Below are 16,891 nucleotides of genomic sequence, written 5' to 3'. Positions count from 1 at the left end.
AAGCGTATCGAGCAAAAAGTAAATCTAAACAATCCATTACGGACCGCCAACGCAACTCGTGCTGAGCGGTGGTTAGATCCTCGGGTCAAGCCCGGGGGGGGGCTCCCCTCCGCAACGACACAGTGCCACATCTCAATCAGACAGGGTGACGGCGGTTATCGCGGTGATCAGCCCGATATCCGGGTCTTCAGGCTCCGGCCCGCCGACATCATCGCGATTGACGATGCCAATGACTGGCATGGAGACCTTCGGGCGGACCGCGCGCACATAGCCGGTGGTTTCAATCCTGAGAGCCGTGGCGCCGGCGGCTACGGCCGCCATGGCAAACCCCGCCGCAAAACCGGCGCGTCCATCGGCCCGTCGGGAACCGGCTGGCAGAATACAATCAGGTTGCAGTTTTGTCGACAACAAAAATTTGAATCGCGTCATGGATTGTACGCACGGAGTCGGGCATAGTGATCAAAATTCGGGAAAACAGAACATAATGGTCAAGACCTCTTCAGAGCACGGCGCGCTGCAGAACCTGCATGTCAGGCGCGGCGGCGGCGTTGCATATGTCTATGAAACCCTCCGCAACGAGATCATCGAACTCAAGCTTGAACCGGGCAGCCCCGTCGATGAGACGGAATTGTCGGAGCGGTTTTCGATGTCGCGTACACCGATCCGGGAGGCGCTCGTGCGGCTGTCCGCCGAAGGGCTGATCACCGCGCTGACCAACCGCACGACGATCGTGTCCAACATCGATTTCGTGCAGCTGGGCGCATTCTTCGACGCTCTGACATTGATGTATCGCGTGACCGCAAGGCTGGCGGCGATCCATTATACAGAGGCCGATCTCGCCGATATTCGCCGTCATCAGGACGCGTTTGCGCGGGCCGTGGAAACCCGGGATGTGCTGGGCATGATCGCGACCAATCGCGATTTTCACATCGCCATCGCCGAGGCCGGGCGAAACAAGTATTACACCGATCTGTTCCGGCGCCTGCTGGATGACGGGCGCCGGATCCTGCGTCTTTACTACCGCTCTTATGACGACGATCTGCCGCGTCAGTATGTGGCCGAGCATGAGCACATTGTCAGCGCAATGATTGCGCGCGACGGAGAGGAGTCCGACCGGCTGGCAACGGCCCATGCCGATCAGATCGTGCGTCAGATCCGTTCGTATATTTCGGCAGATTCGCGCAGCGTTTCCTCGATTTCGCTATAGGCTGGCTGGCGGTGCGGCCATCGGGCGAAGCCGTTTTGCCATATTGTATTTTCTTTGTCGACAATGATCATTGTTGGTGCTAGTGAAATTCTTGAATAATGGCTGACCTTCGGAATATGCCCGTGATCGGGTGTTCTCCCGCGGCCTGCCGACCCGGTTTGCTTCAGAATTTGAAAGGCCCCAGAGATGAGCGATACGATTTTCACCGGCTGTATTCCGGCTTTGATGACACCGTGCAAGGCGGATCGTACGCCGGATTTTGCAGCCCTTGCGCGCAAGGGCCGCGCGCTTGTCGATGCCGGTATGTCGGCTGTCGTTTATTGCGGTTCGATGGGCGACTGGCCGCTTCTGACCGATGAGCAGCGCATGCAGGGTGTCGAAGCGCTGGTTGAGGCGGGCGTTCCGGTGATTGTCGGAACCGGCGCCATCAACACGAAATCCGCAGTGGCGATCACCGCGCATGCCGCCCGTGTCGGTGCGGCGGGGCTGATGGTCATTCCGCGGGTTCTGTCACGGGGCACGTCGGTATCGGCGCAAAGGGCGCATTTTTCCGCCATTCTTGAGGCCGCAAACGGCCTGCCCGCCGTGATCTACAACAGCCCCTATTACGGCTTTGCCACGCGTGCCGACCTGTTCTTCAGCCTGCGCGCCGACTATCCCAACCTGATCGGTTTCAAGGAATTTGGCGGCGCTGCCGACCTGTCCTATGCCGCCGAGAATATCACGTCCGGCGATGACGATCTGACGCTGATGGTCGGCGTCGACACACAGGTCTTCCACGGTTTCGTGAAATGCGGCGCCACCGGCGCGATCACCGGTATCGGCAACGCGCTCCCGAAGGAAGTCCTGCATCTGGTCGCACTGTGCAAGGCGGCTGCCGAAGGCGACAGTGAGGCGCGGGTCAAGGCGCGTGAACTGGAAGAAGCGCTGATGGTGCTGTCGAAATTCGACGAGGGCGTCGACCTCGTGCTGTTTTACAAATACCTGATGGTTTTGAACGGCGACGCCGAATATACGCTGCATTTCAACGAAACCGACGCCCTTTCAGCCCCGCAGAAAGCGTTCGTCGAAGCACAGTATAGCCAGTTCAAGACCTGGTACGCCAACTGGGCTGCATGATGATGTCCGGCCGCTCGCCGCAGAGCGACGTGCTGAGGAACCGGACGGTTTGAAAATGTAACCAAAAGCGGGGAGGGGCGTTCAGCCCCTCTCGTTTGTTCTTCAGTTACCTTAAAAAACAGGCCAGCCGGCGCGTGCCGTCGTCCGTGCGCCGGGCGAGCGGTCGTTCCTCGGCGCAGCGGCTTTCGGCAATCGGGCAGCGGGTGACGAAGGGACAGCCCTTGGGTGGGTTGAGCGGGCTTGGCAGGTCGCCTTCCAGAAGCTGCACGGTCTTGGCGCGCTCGGCCACCGGGTCGGCCAGCGGAATGGCGGCCAGAAGCGCTTCGGTATAGGGGTGGCGCGGATCGGCGAAAAGCGTTGTTGCCGGGCCTTCCTCGACGACCGTTCCCAGATACATCACCACCACCCGGTCGGCGATATGGCGGACGACGGAGAGGTCGTGGGAGATGAAGATATAGGCAAGGCCGAGTTCGCGCTGCAGCCGCATCAGCAGGTTGAGGATCTGTGACTGGATCGACACGTCGAGCGCGGAAACCGCCTCGTCGCAGATGATCACGTCGGGTTTCAGCGCCAGCGCCCGGGCAATGACCACCCGCTGGCGCTGGCCGCCGGAAAGCTCGTTCGGGTAGCGGTCGCGCTGGCCGGGATTAAGGCCGACCTGTTCCAGAAGCTCGTCGACGCGGGCCTTGCGTTCGCGCGCGGGGACATTGTGAATGGCAAGCGGTTCGGCAATCGACTGGGCAATGGTGCGCTTCGGGTCGAGGGCGGAAACCGGGTCCTGAAACACGACCTGAAGATTGCGCCACATCGCCGCGCGTTCCTTCGCGTTCATCTCGGTGAGATCACGGCCGCGAAAGAAAATCCGTCCCTCGGTTGCCGGTTCCAGACCCAGAATGGCGTTGCCGGTGGTCGACTTGCCGCAGCCCGATTCCCCGACAATGGCCAGCGTCTCGCCTTCGTGGACGTGAAACGACACGCCGTCGACGGCCTTCACCACCTGCTGCGGCTCGCGCGCGAAAAGCCTCTTCTGGCCGGCCGGAAAATGGACCTTCAGTTCCTCGACCCGCAGCAGCGGGCCATTGCCGTTCCGTGTCGCGCTCATTGAAGGGCCTCGGTTTTGTCATGGTGCCAGCAGGCGACCTTGCGGCCGGTTTCCGTTGCCGATGGCGGAACAAACGGCGGCGTCTCCGCGCATTGGTCATCTGCCAGCGGACAGCGGGTGCGGAAGCGACAGCCTTCCGGAAAGGCGCTGATATCGGGCACGGTGCCGCTGATAGAATAGAGTTCGCGCTTCGGTTCGTCGGTGATCTTCGGGATCGTCGTTAAAAGCAGCTTTGTGTAGGGGTGGCGGGGCGCGGCAAAAAGCGTCTCGACATCGGCCTGCTCGACGATGCGGCCGCCATACATGACGCAGACGCGGTCGGCGACGGAGGCGACAACGCCCATATCGTGGGTGATGATCAGGATCGAGGTGCCGGTTTCATCGCGCAGCCGGCGCATCAGTTGCAGGATCTGCGCCTGTACCGTGACGTCGAGCGCGGTCGTCGGTTCGTCGGCAATCAGCAGGTCCGGGCGGGCAATCAGCGCCGAGGCGATCATCACCCGCTGGCACATGCCGCCCGAAAGCGAGGAGGCGAACTGTTTCGCGCGCTTTGCCGGCTCGGGAATGCCGACATCGGCGAGCATGGCAACGGCCTTGTCATAGGCGTCGCGCTCACTGGCCCGGCCGTGAACGATCAGGCTTTCGGCCACCTGAGAACCCACGCTCATCAGCGGGTTGAGGGAGGCCACCGGCTCCTGAAAGATCATCGACATCGCCGTGCCGCGCAGTTTGCGCATCGCCCGGTCGTCGGTGGTGTCGAGGGCGGCGCCGTTGAGGCGGACGTCGCCGCCCGTCTGGTTCACGCGCCCGCCAAGCAGCCCCATCAGCGCCAGCGCCGTCAGGCTCTTGCCGGAACCGGATTCGCCGACCAGCGCAACAATCTCGCCGCGCCCGATATCGAGATCGACGCCGTCGACCACCCTGTAGGGGCCGACGGAGATTTCCAGATCGGAGACCGCAAGGGTCGGGGCTGCTTCGGTTTCAGCCATCGCAACCATCCTCCGCGACCGCCTTTGCCCAGGGATTGACCGGGTGGACCATGCCGATATGGCGATCGCTTTCGGCCATCACCGCAGACGGGATAGAGAAATTGACCGGGTGCAGCGTGTTGGTCACCAGTTTCACCGAGAAATCATCGGCAATCGCCGCCGCGACATCGGCATCGGCCGCGCGGTCGACAGCAATGGTCGGCGCGCTGGCGTCAATGCGCGGCGTGTGGAAGGCATCCGACAGGGCCATGCCGCCATCGATGACATAGGAGATGATCTGCGTCAGCGCCGGGAAGATCTGCCGCCCGCCTGCAGCCCCGATCGCCATCCACGGACGCCCGGCCTTGCGGATGATCACCGGCGCCATATTGGCAAGCGGCTTCACATCCGGCGCGATGCGGTTGGGAACGCCGGGGCGCGGGTCGAACCACATCATGCCGTTGTTCATCAAGATGCCGCTTTGCGGCAGCACGACCTTGGAGCCGAAGCGCGACAGCAGCGTGTTGGTGAGCGAGACCATGTTGCCTGCCGCATCAACCACGGAGAGATGGCTGGTGCAGTCCTGCCCCTGCCCGGCATGGCCCATATGGGTCAGCCGGTCGGCATAGGTGGCGCGAATAGCGCGGGCATAGGCTTTCGCCGCCGCCGCACCCGGAATGGCGGCAACCGGCAGCGTGGTCTCAAGCTTTTCCAGCGTGGCGAGCAGGCTCGGGCCGCCACCGAGGCCGGAGGCGACGTTGATTTCATGGCCCCGGTAGTCCTGCGCTTCGGCGGCGATCCATTCGGGCCGGTAGTTGGCGAGATCGGCGGCATCGATGACCGAGCCGCCGTCATTGAGGTCGCGCACCAGACCGGCGGCGATCTCGCCCTCGTAGAAATCACGCGCGCCGGCTTCGGCCAGTCTTCTCAGAAGCTTCGCCTTGGCGGGCATGGGGCGGTAGGTTTCCTCGCCGTTTTTTGCTTTCAGCGCATGACCGTCCTCATCGAGGAACAGCCGCGCGGTCTCGGGAAACATCGACAGCCCGCGCTGGTCGATGGCAAGGCAGAGCGAGGTGAACCAGTCGACCAGCATGCCGCGCTCGGCAATGGCGATGGCCGGTTGCAGCGCGTCTGCAAGCGACAGCGTGCCGTGCTTTTCAAGCGCTTCGGCAAGCCCCGCGACCGAGCCCGGCACGCAGATCGAGGAATAGCCGGTAATGTTGCGGTCGTCCTCGACTGCCGGCCAGTCGAACCAGTCGCCGTCATTGCCGCCGATCAGCGGATATTGCTCGGCGGCCATGTTGCGGCTGGAGCGCACGTTGAAATCGAGCGCTTCGACTGGGCTGCCATCGGCATCGCTCCACAGCAGAAATCCGCCGCCGCCGACACCGCTCAGCCACGGCTCGACCACCGAAAGCACGAAGGCGGCGGTGATCGCCGCATCCATGGCGTTGCCGCCTGCGGCAAGCACCTTTGCTCCGGCTTCCGCCGCTTCAAAATGCTGGGCGGCGACAATGCCCTTGTCGGTCGTCACGGCGGGTTTCTTGATATTCCAGGTCTGCATTATTCGCCTTTCCAGGCCGGGTGGTCATAAAGCGAGGCCGGGATTTCCGGCGAAACGGCATCGCGACCGGCGGCATGGTCGCGGTAATGGGCGGCAATCTCGCCAGCCGTGGCAACCCAGATGCTGTCATCGGAAAGCACGTCTTCGACGAGCCGGTCGAGCATGGCGATGCGCGAACCCCGGCCGGAGATCCAGTCATGCACAGTCAGCATGAACAGCGTCGAAAACCGGCGGCTGGCGGCGAGTTCTTCTTTCCAGGCGTCGAGCATCTGGTTGGTGCCGAGCGGCGCGCGGGTGTCGCTGCCATCGAGGAACTTGAAGAAGATCGCGTCATCGGTCGCCCAGTTGACCGGAACTTCGGTGACGTCATGCACCGCATAGGGCGTGTCGGAACCCATCAGCGAGCTGTCGTAAAAGCCGTGCCGTTTGACCTCGGCCAGCATATGCGGCGTCATTTCCCATGCGGGCGAGCGGAAACCTGCCGGTTTTTGCCCGGTCTGGCGTTCGAAAAGCGCAATCGATGCCTCGAGAACGCGGGTGAATTCATCATCGCGCGTCTGGCTGACCAGTTCGTGGAAATAACCGTGCAGACCGACTTCGTGGCCTGCCTCCACCAGCGCGGGCAGCATCCACGGGTTTTCTTCCGCCACGGCGGCGGGCACGAAGAAGCTCGCCTTGATGTCATGGCGGGCCAGCAGGTCGGCGATCCGCCTGATGCCGATGCGCGGGCCGTAGCGGCGCTGTTCCAGATGCGAGAGCAGTTCGGGCACATCATTGCGGTTGTTCCACATCCATGGCGAATGGGCATCGACATCGATGGAAAAGCAGAAGGCCGATTTTTTGCCGTCCGGCCACGGGTAGGGAGCGGGAAGGTCAAGCATGCTCATAGCGGTGTCTTCTTGTCCTGGGTGACAGTCATGGTGCCGGCGGAATTGCCGCCGTCAATCGTCAGCGTCGCGCCGGTGACATAGGACGAGGCGTCGGAGGCCAGATAGAACAGGCCCGGCGCGATATCCTCGATGGTGCTGGCGCGGCCCAGCGGAATGTTGGAGACGGTGTTTTGAACATGCGCGTCGGTGAGCGGGCTTGCAGTGCTGCCGGCGGCAAAGCCGGGTTCCAGCGCGTTGACGCGGATGCCGAATTCGGCAAGTTCCAGCGAAAACCCCTTGGTCATCCGGTCAAGCGCGGTCTTGGAGGTGCAATAGGGCACGACCGTACGGCGCATCTTGCGGGCAGCCCCCGAGGAGATGTTGATGATCGAGCCTTTCGCGCCCTTGTCGATCATCTGCAGGGCGAAGCCGCGTGTGAGGATGAAGGGCGCGCGCAGGTTGACGTCGAAGATGCGGTCCCATTCATCGGCGTCGATATCGAGCAGAAAGCCGCTCGGGTAGACGCCGGCATTGTTGACCAGCACATCGGCATGGCCCCATTTGTCGCCGACGGCGGCGATCAGGGCTTCCAGTTCTTCTTTCGAGGTCAGTTCGGCGGCGTAACCGAACGAGCCTTGCGTGCCGAGTTCTCCCGCCAGCGCATCGAGTGCGGACTGGTCGCGGTCGGTGACGCAGACCCTTGCGCCGGCCTCGGCAAAGGCCTTGGCGATGCCGCGCCCGAAAACGCCGAGCGCGCCGGTGACGACCACGCCTTTTCCATCAAACTGTTTTGCTGTTTCCATGATTTTCTACCGTGATTTTGGATTGAGATAATCGCTCAGCGCGTCGCCGATCAGGTTGATCGACAGCACCAGAAGAAAGAGACAGATGCCGGGGAAGGTGGCGATCCACCAGGCATTGGAGACATAGTTGCGCCCGACCGAAAGCATCGCGCCCCAGCTTGCCGTCGGCGGCTGGACGCCGAGCCCTAGGAATGAAAGCCCGGCCTCGAACAGCACCATCAGGCCGAATTCCAGCGTGGCGACGACGGAAAGGGCGGCCACGATGTTGGGCAGGACATGCAGGCCGAGCACCCGTATCCAGCTTGCCCCCATGGCGCGCGAAAGCCGCACATAGGGCATGTTGGCGACCGACAGCGTTTGGCCGTAGGCCACGCGGGCATAGCGCGGCCAGCGGGTCAGCCCCAGAACCAGAACCACATTGATGAAGCCGGGGCCGAGAACGGCAACGGTGATGATCGCCAGAAGAATGGCCGGGATCGACAGGAAGATGTCGACAAGGCGCATGATGACGGTTTCGACCGTGCCGCGCATATAGCCGGCGGCCATGCCGAGAAGCGTGCCGGTGATGCCGGAAAGCAGCACCGAGAGCACGGCGACCGACAGCGAAATCCGTGCGCCGTAGATGACCCGGCTTAGGAGGTCGCGGCCAAGCTCGTCGGAGCCCAGCAGGAAATATGTGCCGCGGATTTCCGTGCCCGGCGGCTTCAGCCGTCCGAGCAGGTTCTGCTTGTTGGGATCGACCGGGGCAAGCCACGGCGCAAAGGCGGCCATGGCCACCAGACAGAGCACGATGATGACGAAGACACCGACCGGGATCGACCGGCCGGAGGCGGGAATGAAAAGGGTCTTGATGAAACGGGCAGAGGATTTCAACGGGTCGCTCCATCAAGCCGGATTCTGGGGTCGACGAGGCTGTAGAGCAGGTCGGCGAAGAAGTTCATGGCAATCGTCACCACCGCACCGAGCATGACGACGCCCTGAACGATGACAAAGTCGCGGGCGACAACCGATTGCACGGTTAAGAGCCCGAGGCCCGGCCATGCGAACACCGTTTCGACAATCACCGCGCCGGCCAGCAGTTGCGAGATTTCAATCGCGGTAATCGAAATCACCGGAATGGCAGAATTCCTGAGGAGATGGCGGATCACCAGCCGCCGTGTGCCGACGCCGCGCGCGCGGGCCGAACGGATATAGTCCTTGGACATTTCGTCGATGACCGAACTACGCATGATCCGCGCGAAGGTTGCCATCGACAAAAGCCCGAGCGCAATCGACGGCATGATCAGGTTGAGCCACGAGCCGGTGCCCGATGGCGGCAGCCAGCCGAGAAACACGCCGAAAAACATGATCATCAGAATGCCGCTCCAGAAGGTCGGCAGGCTTTGCGCGGCCAGAACCATGCCCATCAGCGGGCTGGTCAGCCGCGACTTGCTGCCGATGGCCAGGATCAGGCCCAGCGGCAGGCCGATGGCGAGCGCGACCAGCAGCGCACCGCCGGCAAGTTCAAGCGTATAGGGCAGGCGCGATAAAATGATGGTCGAGACCGGCACGTTCTGGACATAGGAGGTGCCGAGATCGAAACGCGCCATCTGCCAGAGAAAGTCGAGATATTGCACGACAAGCGGGCGGTCGAGGCCCAGCGCATGGCGAAGCGCCTCGATATCCTGCTGCGTCGCCGTTTCCGGGACCAGAAGATAGGTCGGGTCGCCCGTCAGCCGCTGAATAAAGAAGATCAGCGTCATCACGCCGAACAGCGTGATGAGAGACTGCCAGAGGCGACGCAGGAGGAAATAGCCCATGGGTAAAGCCTATTCGGACCAGCTCATGCGATTGATGAACATGCTTTCATTGGCCGTCGGCTGCCATTCCAGCGCACCGGCCGCGCCATAAAGGGCGGTCGCCTGATAGAGCGGCAGGATATAGGTGTTGTCCTTCACGATCTCAGCCACCTTGGCATAGTCATCCAGCCGCTGGTCGCTGTCGACCGTGGTGCGGGCGTCTTCCAGAAGCGCATCGAGTTCGGGATCGTTGACGCGCGACCAGTTGGACGAGGAGTGCAGCAGCGGGAACTCGACGCCGTCGACATCCTGGCAGGCGCAGGACCAGCGGCCGAAATTGAGCTGCGGACGCTGCTCGGGATCGGCGTTCTGTGCCTTTTTCAGATAGGTTGCCATGTCGGTGAGCCCGATTTCGACGTTGAAGCCGGCCTCGTTCAGCATCTGCTGGATCGCCTGGACAATGCGCTGATCGAAGACCGGCGAGGTGGCGAATGTCATCGGAACCGTGGCCGCATCGCCCTTGGCGGCGATGATTTCGGCTGCCTGTTCCGGGTCGTAGGGGATAGGGTCAATGCCGTCGACATAGCCGAAATGCGCGGACGTCGCCATCTGGCCGACGACCTGCTCGCCGCCGCCGAGAAGACCGAGTGCAATGCCTTCGCGGTCAATTGCCATGGCCGCAGCACGGCGCAGTTCCGGATCATTGAGCGGCGGCACCAGCGTGTTCATGCCCATGAAGGCGACGCGTTCGGTCGGCGCCGTCAGCACCTTCACATTGCCTGCGGTTTCAAGCTGCATGGCCTGGTCGCTGTCGATGGAAACGATCAGGTCGGCTGTGCCGGCTCGCAGATTGGCAACGCGGGTGGAGGCATCCGGAACGGCCTTGAAGTTGACGGTTTCGAATGCGCCCTGATCGCCCCAGTAATCATCGTTCTTGTCGAGCGTGACGGAGACGCCGCGATCCCATGTCTCGAACGTGTAGGGGCCGGAACCGATCGGGTTGGCGTTGAAGTCCTGTTCGCTCTCATTGGCAACCACATGTTCGGGCACGACCGAGAGTTTGACGAGCTGCGCCAGAAGAACCGGATAGGGGCCGTCGGTTGTCAGCACGACCTTGTTGTCGGCCGTCTTTTCCGCATCGATGATGGCGGCGAACTGGCCGATCTGCGGGCTGGCGAGGTCCGGGTCCGTGATGCGCTTGACCGAATAGACCACGTCGTCGGCCGTCAGCTTCTCGCCGTCATGGAAGGTGATGTCGTCGCGGATCGTCAGTTCCAGCTCGGTGTCCGACAGCCATTCCCAGGCGGTGGCCACCTGCGGAACGATCTCGCCGTCATTGTCGCGGGTGACGATGTTGTCGAAGATATTGCGGTAGACGTAATAGCTGTCCGGGTTCCACTGCATGTGCGGATCGAGCGTCGACGGCTCGTTGACGAGATCGACCACGAGCTGGTCTTTCGCCTGTGCGACACCGGCACTCAGCGCGGCAGCAATGGCGGCGATGGCAACAGTCGTTCTGATAGACAAGATCTGACTCCGTGTTCTGAAAGGGGTCTTTATGGTTCGGGATGGAGGATGGCGATGGCCGGCGGCGAACGCCAGCCATCAACATGAGCGAATGAGCGGGTGCGGGAAAAACTATTCCGTCCAGCTCATCCGGTTGAGGAACATGCTCTCGTTCGAGGTCGGCTGCCATTCGAGCGCTTCGGCCGCGCCATAGATGATGGCGGCCTGATAGAGCGGCAGGATATAGGCATTGTCGACGGCGATTTCGTTCACCTGTCTGTAAAGATCGGCACGCTTTTCCTCGTCCAGCTCGCTGCGGGCCTCATCCAGAAGTGCGTCGATCTCGGGATCGGAAACGCGCGACCAGTTGGAAGAGGAATGCAGCAGCGGATACATGATGCCGTCCGGGTCCTGGCAGGCGCATGACCAGCGCGAGAATGTCAGCATCGGCGCGACATCGTTGGAGGATTGCTGGTCCTTCAGCCATGTGGCCATGTCGGTCATCTTCAGCGAGACATTCATGCCCGCATCGTTGAGCATCTGCTGGACGGCCTGCACCACGCGCTGGTCGTAGACGGGCGCTGTTGCAAGCTGCATCTCGACCTCCGCATCCGGGCCGATTGCGGCAATCATCTCCGCGGCCTTGTCGGGATCATAGGCATAGCCGTCAATCTCGCCGCTGTAGCCGAAATGCGCCGGCGACAGCATTTCGTCGACCACCTTCGGATAACCGGCAAGCACGCCTTCGACGATGCCTTCGCGGTCGATGGCATAGCCGATGGCCTTGCGCAGTTCGGGATTGTCGAGCGGGGCCTGCTGGCTGTTGAGCGCGAAATAGGCGACGCGTTCGGTGTTGACGGCGAGCGGCTTGCCCTTGCCGCTGGTTTCAAGCTGGGTGGCAAGATCGGAATCAAGCGTTACCACCAAATCGGCCGCACCGGCCTGAAGATTGGCAAGTCGGGTTGCCGCTTCCGGAACGCCCTTGAAGATCACGGTTGCAAACGGGCCCTTGTCGCCCCAGTAATCGTCATTGCGTTTCAGCACGACATCGACGCCGCGGTTCCAGGCTTCAAGCGCATAAGGACCGCTGCCGACCGGATGGGCGTTGAACTCTTCCGGCGTCATGGCGGAGGCGACATGTTCGGGAATGATCGAGAGCTTGACCAGTTGCGCCAGAAGAGCCGGATAGGACCCGTCTGTCGTCAGCTTGACCGTGTGATCGTCGATCGCCTCGGCCTTGATGATCTTGTTGAACTGGCTGAGCTGGGGGCTGGCAAAATCCGGATCGGTGATGCGTTCGATCGTGTAGACCACATCGTCCGCGGTCAGCTTCTCGCCATCGTGAAAGACGATGTCGTCGCGCAGTGTGAATACCACTTCGGTATCGCTGACCTGTTCCCATTCGGTCGCGACCTGCGGCACGATTTCGCCGTCATTGTCGCGGGTCAGCATGTTGTCGAAGATGTTGCGGTAGACGTAGTAACTGTCCGGGTTCCACTGTTTCTGCGGGTCGAGTGTGGCCGGTTCGTTGACCAGATCGATGGTGAGTGTGTCTTTCGCCTGCGCTGCAATTGCGCCCGTCAGCGCGACAGCGAGCGATAACAGAACGGGCGCAATGCGCCGCCCCACGCCGAATACGTATGTCATGAACTATTCCCCTTGCTGGAGGTCCAGCCGCGGGAGGCCGCACGGTCAGGACCTGTTTGAGGAGATACGCCGTATTGTTTTTGTGTCGGCGCTTTCTCCTGAGGTTTTGTGCCTCCGGTCAGTGCCAGCTCGCTTTGATTGTTCAGGAGAGCGTCGCTGGCAAAGCTTCTGAACTGTTCGATGGCCTCGTCAAGAAAAGCACGCGCGTCATCCGCGCGGCCGTCACGAAGGGCGGCGGCAATGGCCGATGCCCTGAGCGCAGGCATTGGCGCCGCGCCCTGTTTTTCAAAGAAATGGACGATCCGGTCCGAATGGTCCCAGAGCCGCTCCACGAATGTCGCGACAAACGGATTGAGCTCGGATGAAAGTTCGGCCCGGAATGTCCGCTCATAGCCGGTGCGGGTGGTCCGGGCGGCCTCTTCGTGCGCGCCGCCGACGGCTTCGATCATGTCGGCCAGTTCGAAAAGCCGCGCGCTCTTCTGCGCGTCGAGGGTGAGTGAGGCAAGCGCCGGTTCGGCCATCCGGCGTGCATCGACGACCTGGCCGACAAGGGCGCCACTCATCGGCAGAACCCGCCAGCCCTCGCGCGGGATCGACAGCATGAAACCCAGCGTCGAAAGCCTCGCCAGCGCCACCCGCGTTGCTGCCCGGCCAAGGCCGAACCGTGTGGCAAGCGCGGCCTCGGTAATCGTCAGCCCCGGTTCCAGCTCGCACCACAATATCGCCTGCGTCAGCCGTTCCTCCGCAAACGCCGCCTTCTGAACCGGCTTCAGCGGCTCCGGCGTCTTCTGGCGGTCCTTCGGCGAAAACGGCGAATTGTCGTCATACATCCATCTGTTCCCTTTTTTTGAACATGTTTTAACGGATGTATGAAAATGTCAAATGCTAGGTCTTAAAATCTTTATATCGCGTTGTTGATGTTTCTATCGCGTTGCATCGCGCAAGCGGGCACTGTCCACGGCAATAAGCCGCGGACCGATCTGTTTTCTGCAATGGTTTCAGGGCGCTTTTCTGCCGCCTGTTTTCATCCCTTTCCCACGTCGACCGTGGTGATGACCGAAAGGCCGGGGACCAGCTTGTCGGCATCTTTCTGACCGGGATCGATGGCAATGCGAACGGGCACCCGCTGGGCCACCTTGGTGAAATTGCCGGTCGCGTTGTCCGGCTTGATGACGGCGAACTCGGAGCCTGCGGCAGGCGAAAAACGTTCCACCCGGCCGGTGAACCGTTCGCCGTCGAGTGCATCGACGCTGAAGGTGACTTGTTGTCCGATTTCCATGCCGGAAAGCTGTGTTTCCTTGTAGTTGGCAATCACCCATACATCCTCGGGAACGAGCGCGACGAGCTGGGAACCGGCCGAAACATATTGCCCGACATGAACCTTCACCTGACCGAGGGTTCCGTCCCGTGGTGCCGTGATCTGCGTGTTTTCAAGGTTGATCTGCGCAAGAGCGCGGGCAGCTTCCGCCGAGCTGACCTTCGATTTCAGCGTGTCCCTGTCGATGACGGCGGATTTGAGTGACTGTCTGGCGACGTCGAGTTCTGCCTTGGCCCGATCAAGGGCCGCCTTTGCCTGGTCGAGCGTTGCGCGCGCCGTTTCGAGACTGCTCTCGGAGACGACCTGCTGCTTGCTCAGCCTTTGCTTGCGCTGCCATTGGGAGGTGGCGTTGTCGAGTGCGGCTTCGGCGCTTGCCACGCCGGCCTGCGATGACGTGATCTGTGCCCGGGCGGTTTCCTGCGCCTGGGCATTGCCGCGAAGCGCGGTGCGGGCGGCCTCGAGCGCGGCCTCGGTCTCGGCCAGTTGCTGGGCAAAGATATTGTCGTCGATACGTACCAGCAGATCGCCCTTGCTGACGTGCTGGAAATCGTGCACCGGAACGTCGGCCACGACACCGGAAAGCTGCGGGGAAAGCAGCGTCACCTGTCCCTGCACATAGGCATCATCGGTTCGCGGATCGGCAAAATCAAAGGGCGGGAACCGCCAGGCGAACAGCAGCGCCAGAATGCCGAGAAGTCCAATGCCGAAAACGGCATAGGTCGCAAGTGAACGTAGGGCTCGTGTCATTTTTGTTATCCCTGAAAATCAGGCTGGAAGACCTTCGGCCTGGGCGCGCATGCGCGCGCTTTCCCATTTCTCGAAGGCAACGTCGAGAATGAGAACGACCAGCGCCAGAAGGGCCAGCAGAGTGGTGAAACGGAAAGCATCGTCATAGGCCAGCACATAGGCTTGCTGGGTGGTCTGCCTGGCCAGCGCCGCAGCACCTTCTGCGGTGCGAATGACGCCATCGGAAATGGTCGAGGCATAGGCGCCCGAAAGCTGCCGCATGCGTTCTGCGACCAGCGGATTATCCGGTGTCAACGACTGCACGAGGGCTGCCGAGTGCACCTGTTCACGCCAGGTAACGAAACTTCCGAAAAGGGCCGAGCCGATGATCGCACCCAGCCGCTGGGTGGTCACGAACACGATGATGAAGCTGAGGATGTAATTCGGTCCGCGTTTCAGCGCGGCGATAAACCCAACCATCATGGCCGCCGGCATGAACAGTCCCGAGGCAAAGGCAATCAGGATCTGGCTGAGAAACATGTCCTGCGGGCGTGACATGCTGGTCGCGTGGCTGTCGAGCCAGCTCCCGATGATGAGAAGCACCAGCGCTATGCCATGCATCAGCGCAACACGGCCCGGTTTCAGTATGACGGCACAGGTAACGCCGGCTGCCACGGTGGCCACGAGAATGACCGTGTAAAGGCCGACAAACTGCTCGTTGGAAAGACCGAGCATGATGAAGAAGGAGCGCACCCCGGTCGACTGCTCCGACAGGATGAGCCGGAAAACCATCAGTGCGCCGGTGAAATGGATAATTTCCGCAGACGTCAGCCAGCGGATATCAAGCAGCGGTTCTTCGCGGTTGAGCTCGATGATGGCCATGATCATCAGCGCGACGACGCCCAGGATCAGCAGTGCTCCCGTCCAGCGCACCTCCGTCCACCAGTAGATACGCCCCAGTGACAGGGCCACCGTGATTGCTCCCATGCCGAGCGCGAGAAAGGAAAACGAAATGAGGTCGGCCCGGCTGATCACCTTGACGCGCTCGCCCGAAACCAGAGGCAGGCGAAAGATCAGGGCGAGCGAAAGCAGCGCCATCCCGATTTCGCAGATATAGAGCGACCGGAAACCGCCATGATCGAAAAGATAGGGGGCAATGACGCCGGCAAGCGGGGTCGATGCCAGCATCACGGTCATGCCGCCGGAAAGGCCGATGCTCATCTTCTTTTCGCGCGGCAGGCCCTCGAGCATGTACAGGATCGAAATCGATGTCATCGGTGCCGCCGCAATGCCCGCGAAGAAGCGCACGATCAGTGCCGTCTGAAAACTGTCGACCCACAAATGCCCGAGATTGATCAGCACGTAGACAATGATCGACACTTCCGCAAAATGCCTGATGCCGAACTGCTGGCGCACCTTGAACAACAGCAGCGTCAGGCAGGCATTGGGCGCCAGATAGGCCGCCATTAGCCAGCTTGCCTCCGCTGTCGTCGCCTTCAGCGGTCCCGCGATCTGCTGGATCGTGACCGTGATGAACGACATGCCCAGCCCCTGCGTCAGGCCGACTACGGTTGCGGCGAACATGTAGGCCAGAAGCTGCGGCAGCGGCTTGGGTGGCTGGGGCGGCGGCGCGCCGGGATAAAGCGGCCCCGGCTGCGGTGCGGCCTGTGGTGCGGTTTCGCTGGTTTGATCAGTCATCGGGGCGGTCCTGAATAATCTGGTCGACCTTGGCGATGATCGTTTCGAAAACGGTGGTCGCGATCAAAAGTTCGTCCGGTCCGACAGGCCCCAGCACCGCCTCGTAGAACTCGGCGCGCATGATATCGAGCTCCCGCGCCATGTCGGTGCCATGTGCCGAAAGCGCGATGAGCTTGGCGCGCCGGTCGTTCGGGTCGGCCCGGCGCTCGATGAAGCCATGTGCTTCCATGCGGTCCAGCAACCGCACCACGGTCGGTTTTTCCAGTTCGAGTTCGCATGCAAGCTCGCTCTGGTTCATGGTTTCGTTTTTCGAAAGCAGAAGAATGACCCGCGCCCTGGCAAAGGTCAGGCCATAGCGGGCGACCCGAGCGTTGTAATAGGTCCGCATTTTCCGGCTCGCCACCGTCAGGTTTTCCATGAAGGCCACATGCCGGTTGTCGATCTGTGCGGACATAATTATAGCTGCCTATTCTATGTTGGGCTATTAGGTAGCCTGCTACATAATAGTGCGAAACGCGCTTGGCAAGCCCTGTCAGCAATCACAGCTATGCTCCGCCGTCATGCCGGCCTTGAGCCGGAATTCAGC

16 protein-coding genes are annotated in these 16,891 nt (G+C 61.6%); 2 read left to right on the top strand and 14 right to left on the bottom strand.

Features of this window, described 5'->3' with window-relative positions; translation table 11 throughout:
- Positions 1-132: 132 nt before the first annotated feature.
- A complete protein-coding gene (locus ABID12_RS16035) occupies positions 133-321 on the bottom strand; it encodes a hypothetical protein (protein ID WP_354435091.1) in 189 nt (62 codons plus the stop codon).
- A 163-nt stretch (positions 322-484) separates the two neighbouring features.
- Here ABID12_RS16035 and ABID12_RS16030 point away from each other — a divergent pair, with 163 nt between their 5' ends.
- Both ABID12_RS16030 and ABID12_RS16025 read left to right on the top strand, forming a co-directional pair.
- Positions 485-1,207, top strand: coding sequence for a GntR family transcriptional regulator (locus ABID12_RS16030; protein WP_354435090.1), 723 nt, complete (start codon positions 485-487; stop codon positions 1,205-1,207).
- A gap of 186 nt (positions 1,208-1,393) precedes the next feature.
- Positions 1,394-2,326 (top strand): dihydrodipicolinate synthase family protein, encoded by a 933-nt coding sequence (locus ABID12_RS16025; RefSeq protein WP_354435089.1) that lies wholly within the window; start codon positions 1,394-1,396, stop codon positions 2,324-2,326.
- 106 nt (positions 2,327-2,432) lie between these two features.
- Here ABID12_RS16025 and ABID12_RS16020 read toward each other — a convergent pair whose 3' ends face one another.
- From ABID12_RS16020 to ABID12_RS15960, 13 genes are all read right to left on the bottom strand, one after another.
- Complete coding sequence (locus ABID12_RS16020; protein WP_354435088.1) at positions 2,433-3,428, bottom strand: ABC transporter ATP-binding protein; 996 nt, start codon at positions 3,426-3,428, stop codon at positions 2,433-2,435.
- On the bottom strand, positions 3,425-4,417 hold the full coding sequence (locus tag ABID12_RS16015) for an ABC transporter ATP-binding protein (RefSeq protein ID WP_354435087.1): 993 nt from the start codon (positions 4,415-4,417) through the stop codon (positions 3,425-3,427). Before ABID12_RS16015 ends, ABID12_RS16020 begins: the two co-directional genes overlap by 4 nt.
- Entirely contained in the window at positions 4,410-5,960 is a 1,551-nt protein-coding gene (locus ABID12_RS16010; protein ID WP_354435086.1) for a gamma-glutamyltransferase family protein, read from the bottom strand. Before ABID12_RS16010 ends, ABID12_RS16015 begins: the two co-directional genes overlap by 8 nt.
- Entirely contained in the window at positions 5,960-6,847 is an 888-nt protein-coding gene (locus ABID12_RS16005; protein WP_354435085.1) for a polysaccharide deacetylase family protein, read from the bottom strand. Before ABID12_RS16005 ends, ABID12_RS16010 begins: the two co-directional genes overlap by 1 nt.
- On the bottom strand, positions 6,844-7,632 hold the full coding sequence (locus ABID12_RS16000; RefSeq protein ID WP_354435084.1) for an SDR family NAD(P)-dependent oxidoreductase: 789 nt from the start codon (positions 7,630-7,632) through the stop codon (positions 6,844-6,846). The genes ABID12_RS16005 and ABID12_RS16000 overlap by 4 nt, the downstream gene beginning before the upstream one ends.
- 6 nt (positions 7,633-7,638) lie before the next feature.
- A complete protein-coding gene (locus tag ABID12_RS15995) occupies positions 7,639-8,505 on the bottom strand; it encodes an ABC transporter permease (RefSeq protein ID WP_319519063.1) in 867 nt (288 codons plus the stop codon).
- A complete protein-coding gene (locus tag ABID12_RS15990; protein WP_354435083.1) occupies positions 8,502-9,431 on the bottom strand; it encodes an ABC transporter permease in 930 nt (309 codons plus the stop codon). Before ABID12_RS15990 ends, ABID12_RS15995 begins: the two co-directional genes overlap by 4 nt.
- Positions 9,432-9,440: 9 nt before the next feature.
- Positions 9,441-10,937, bottom strand: coding sequence for an ABC transporter substrate-binding protein (locus ABID12_RS15985; protein WP_354435082.1), 1,497 nt, complete (start codon positions 10,935-10,937; stop codon positions 9,441-9,443).
- Positions 10,938-11,048: 111 nt separating this feature from the next.
- Positions 11,049-12,563, bottom strand: a complete 1,515-nt coding sequence (locus ABID12_RS15980; protein ID WP_354435081.1) for an ABC transporter substrate-binding protein — start codon at positions 12,561-12,563, stop codon at positions 11,049-11,051.
- Complete coding sequence (locus tag ABID12_RS15975) at positions 12,560-13,393, bottom strand: GntR family transcriptional regulator (protein WP_354435080.1); 834 nt, start codon at positions 13,391-13,393, stop codon at positions 12,560-12,562. Before ABID12_RS15975 ends, ABID12_RS15980 begins: the two co-directional genes overlap by 4 nt.
- Positions 13,394-13,587: 194 nt before the next feature.
- A complete protein-coding gene (locus ABID12_RS15970) occupies positions 13,588-14,628 on the bottom strand; it encodes an HlyD family secretion protein (protein ID WP_354435079.1) in 1,041 nt (346 codons plus the stop codon).
- Between the two features lie 18 nt (positions 14,629-14,646).
- A complete protein-coding gene (locus tag ABID12_RS15965; protein ID WP_354435078.1) occupies positions 14,647-16,305 on the bottom strand; it encodes an MFS transporter in 1,659 nt (552 codons plus the stop codon).
- Positions 16,298-16,759, bottom strand: a complete 462-nt coding sequence (locus tag ABID12_RS15960; RefSeq protein WP_354435077.1) for a MarR family winged helix-turn-helix transcriptional regulator — start codon at positions 16,757-16,759, stop codon at positions 16,298-16,300. The genes ABID12_RS15965 and ABID12_RS15960 overlap by 8 nt, the downstream gene beginning before the upstream one ends.
- Between the last annotated feature and the right edge of the window lie 132 nt (positions 16,760-16,891).

It is taken from the genome of Martelella mangrovi (assembly GCF_040545495.1).
Lineage (GTDB): Bacteria > Pseudomonadota > Alphaproteobacteria > Rhizobiales > Rhizobiaceae > Martelella > Martelella mangrovi.
The sequence above is the reverse complement of the archived record's forward strand: the minus strand, read 5'-3'. Positions and strand labels throughout refer to the sequence as shown.

Bases quoted from the DNA above. Each gene is read 5' to 3' on its own strand.
- ABID12_RS16035 (WP_354435091.1), bottom strand. From the start codon at position 321: ATGGCGGCCGTAGCCGCCGGCGCCACGGCTCTCAGGATTGAAACCACC.
- ABID12_RS16030 (WP_354435090.1), top strand. From the start codon at position 485: ATGGTCAAGACCTCTTCAGAGCACGGCGCGCTGCAGAACCTGCATGTC.
- ABID12_RS16025 (WP_354435089.1), top strand. From the start codon at position 1,394: ATGAGCGATACGATTTTCACCGGCTGTATTCCGGCTTTGATGACACCG.
- ABID12_RS16020 (WP_354435088.1), bottom strand. From the start codon at position 3,428: ATGAGCGCGACACGGAACGGCAATGGCCCGCTGCTGCGGGTCGAGGAA.
- ABID12_RS16015 (WP_354435087.1), bottom strand. From the start codon at position 4,417: ATGGCTGAAACCGAAGCAGCCCCGACCCTTGCGGTCTCCGATCTGGAA.
- ABID12_RS16010 (WP_354435086.1), bottom strand. From the start codon at position 5,960: ATGCAGACCTGGAATATCAAGAAACCCGCCGTGACGACCGACAAGGGC.
- ABID12_RS16005 (WP_354435085.1), bottom strand. From the start codon at position 6,847: ATGAGCATGCTTGACCTTCCCGCTCCCTACCCGTGGCCGGACGGCAAA.
- ABID12_RS16000 (WP_354435084.1), bottom strand. From the start codon at position 7,632: ATGGAAACAGCAAAACAGTTTGATGGAAAAGGCGTGGTCGTCACCGGC.
- ABID12_RS15990 (WP_354435083.1), bottom strand. From the start codon at position 9,431: ATGGGCTATTTCCTCCTGCGTCGCCTCTGGCAGTCTCTCATCACGCTG.
- ABID12_RS15980 (WP_354435081.1), bottom strand. From the start codon at position 12,563: ATGACATACGTATTCGGCGTGGGGCGGCGCATTGCGCCCGTTCTGTTA.
- ABID12_RS15975 (WP_354435080.1), bottom strand. From the start codon at position 13,393: ATGTATGACGACAATTCGCCGTTTTCGCCGAAGGACCGCCAGAAGACG.
- ABID12_RS15970 (WP_354435079.1), bottom strand. From the start codon at position 14,628: ATGACACGAGCCCTACGTTCACTTGCGACCTATGCCGTTTTCGGCATT.
- ABID12_RS15965 (WP_354435078.1), bottom strand. From the start codon at position 16,305: ATGACTGATCAAACCAGCGAAACCGCACCACAGGCCGCACCGCAGCCG.
- ABID12_RS15960 (WP_354435077.1), bottom strand. From the start codon at position 16,759: ATGTCCGCACAGATCGACAACCGGCATGTGGCCTTCATGGAAAACCTG.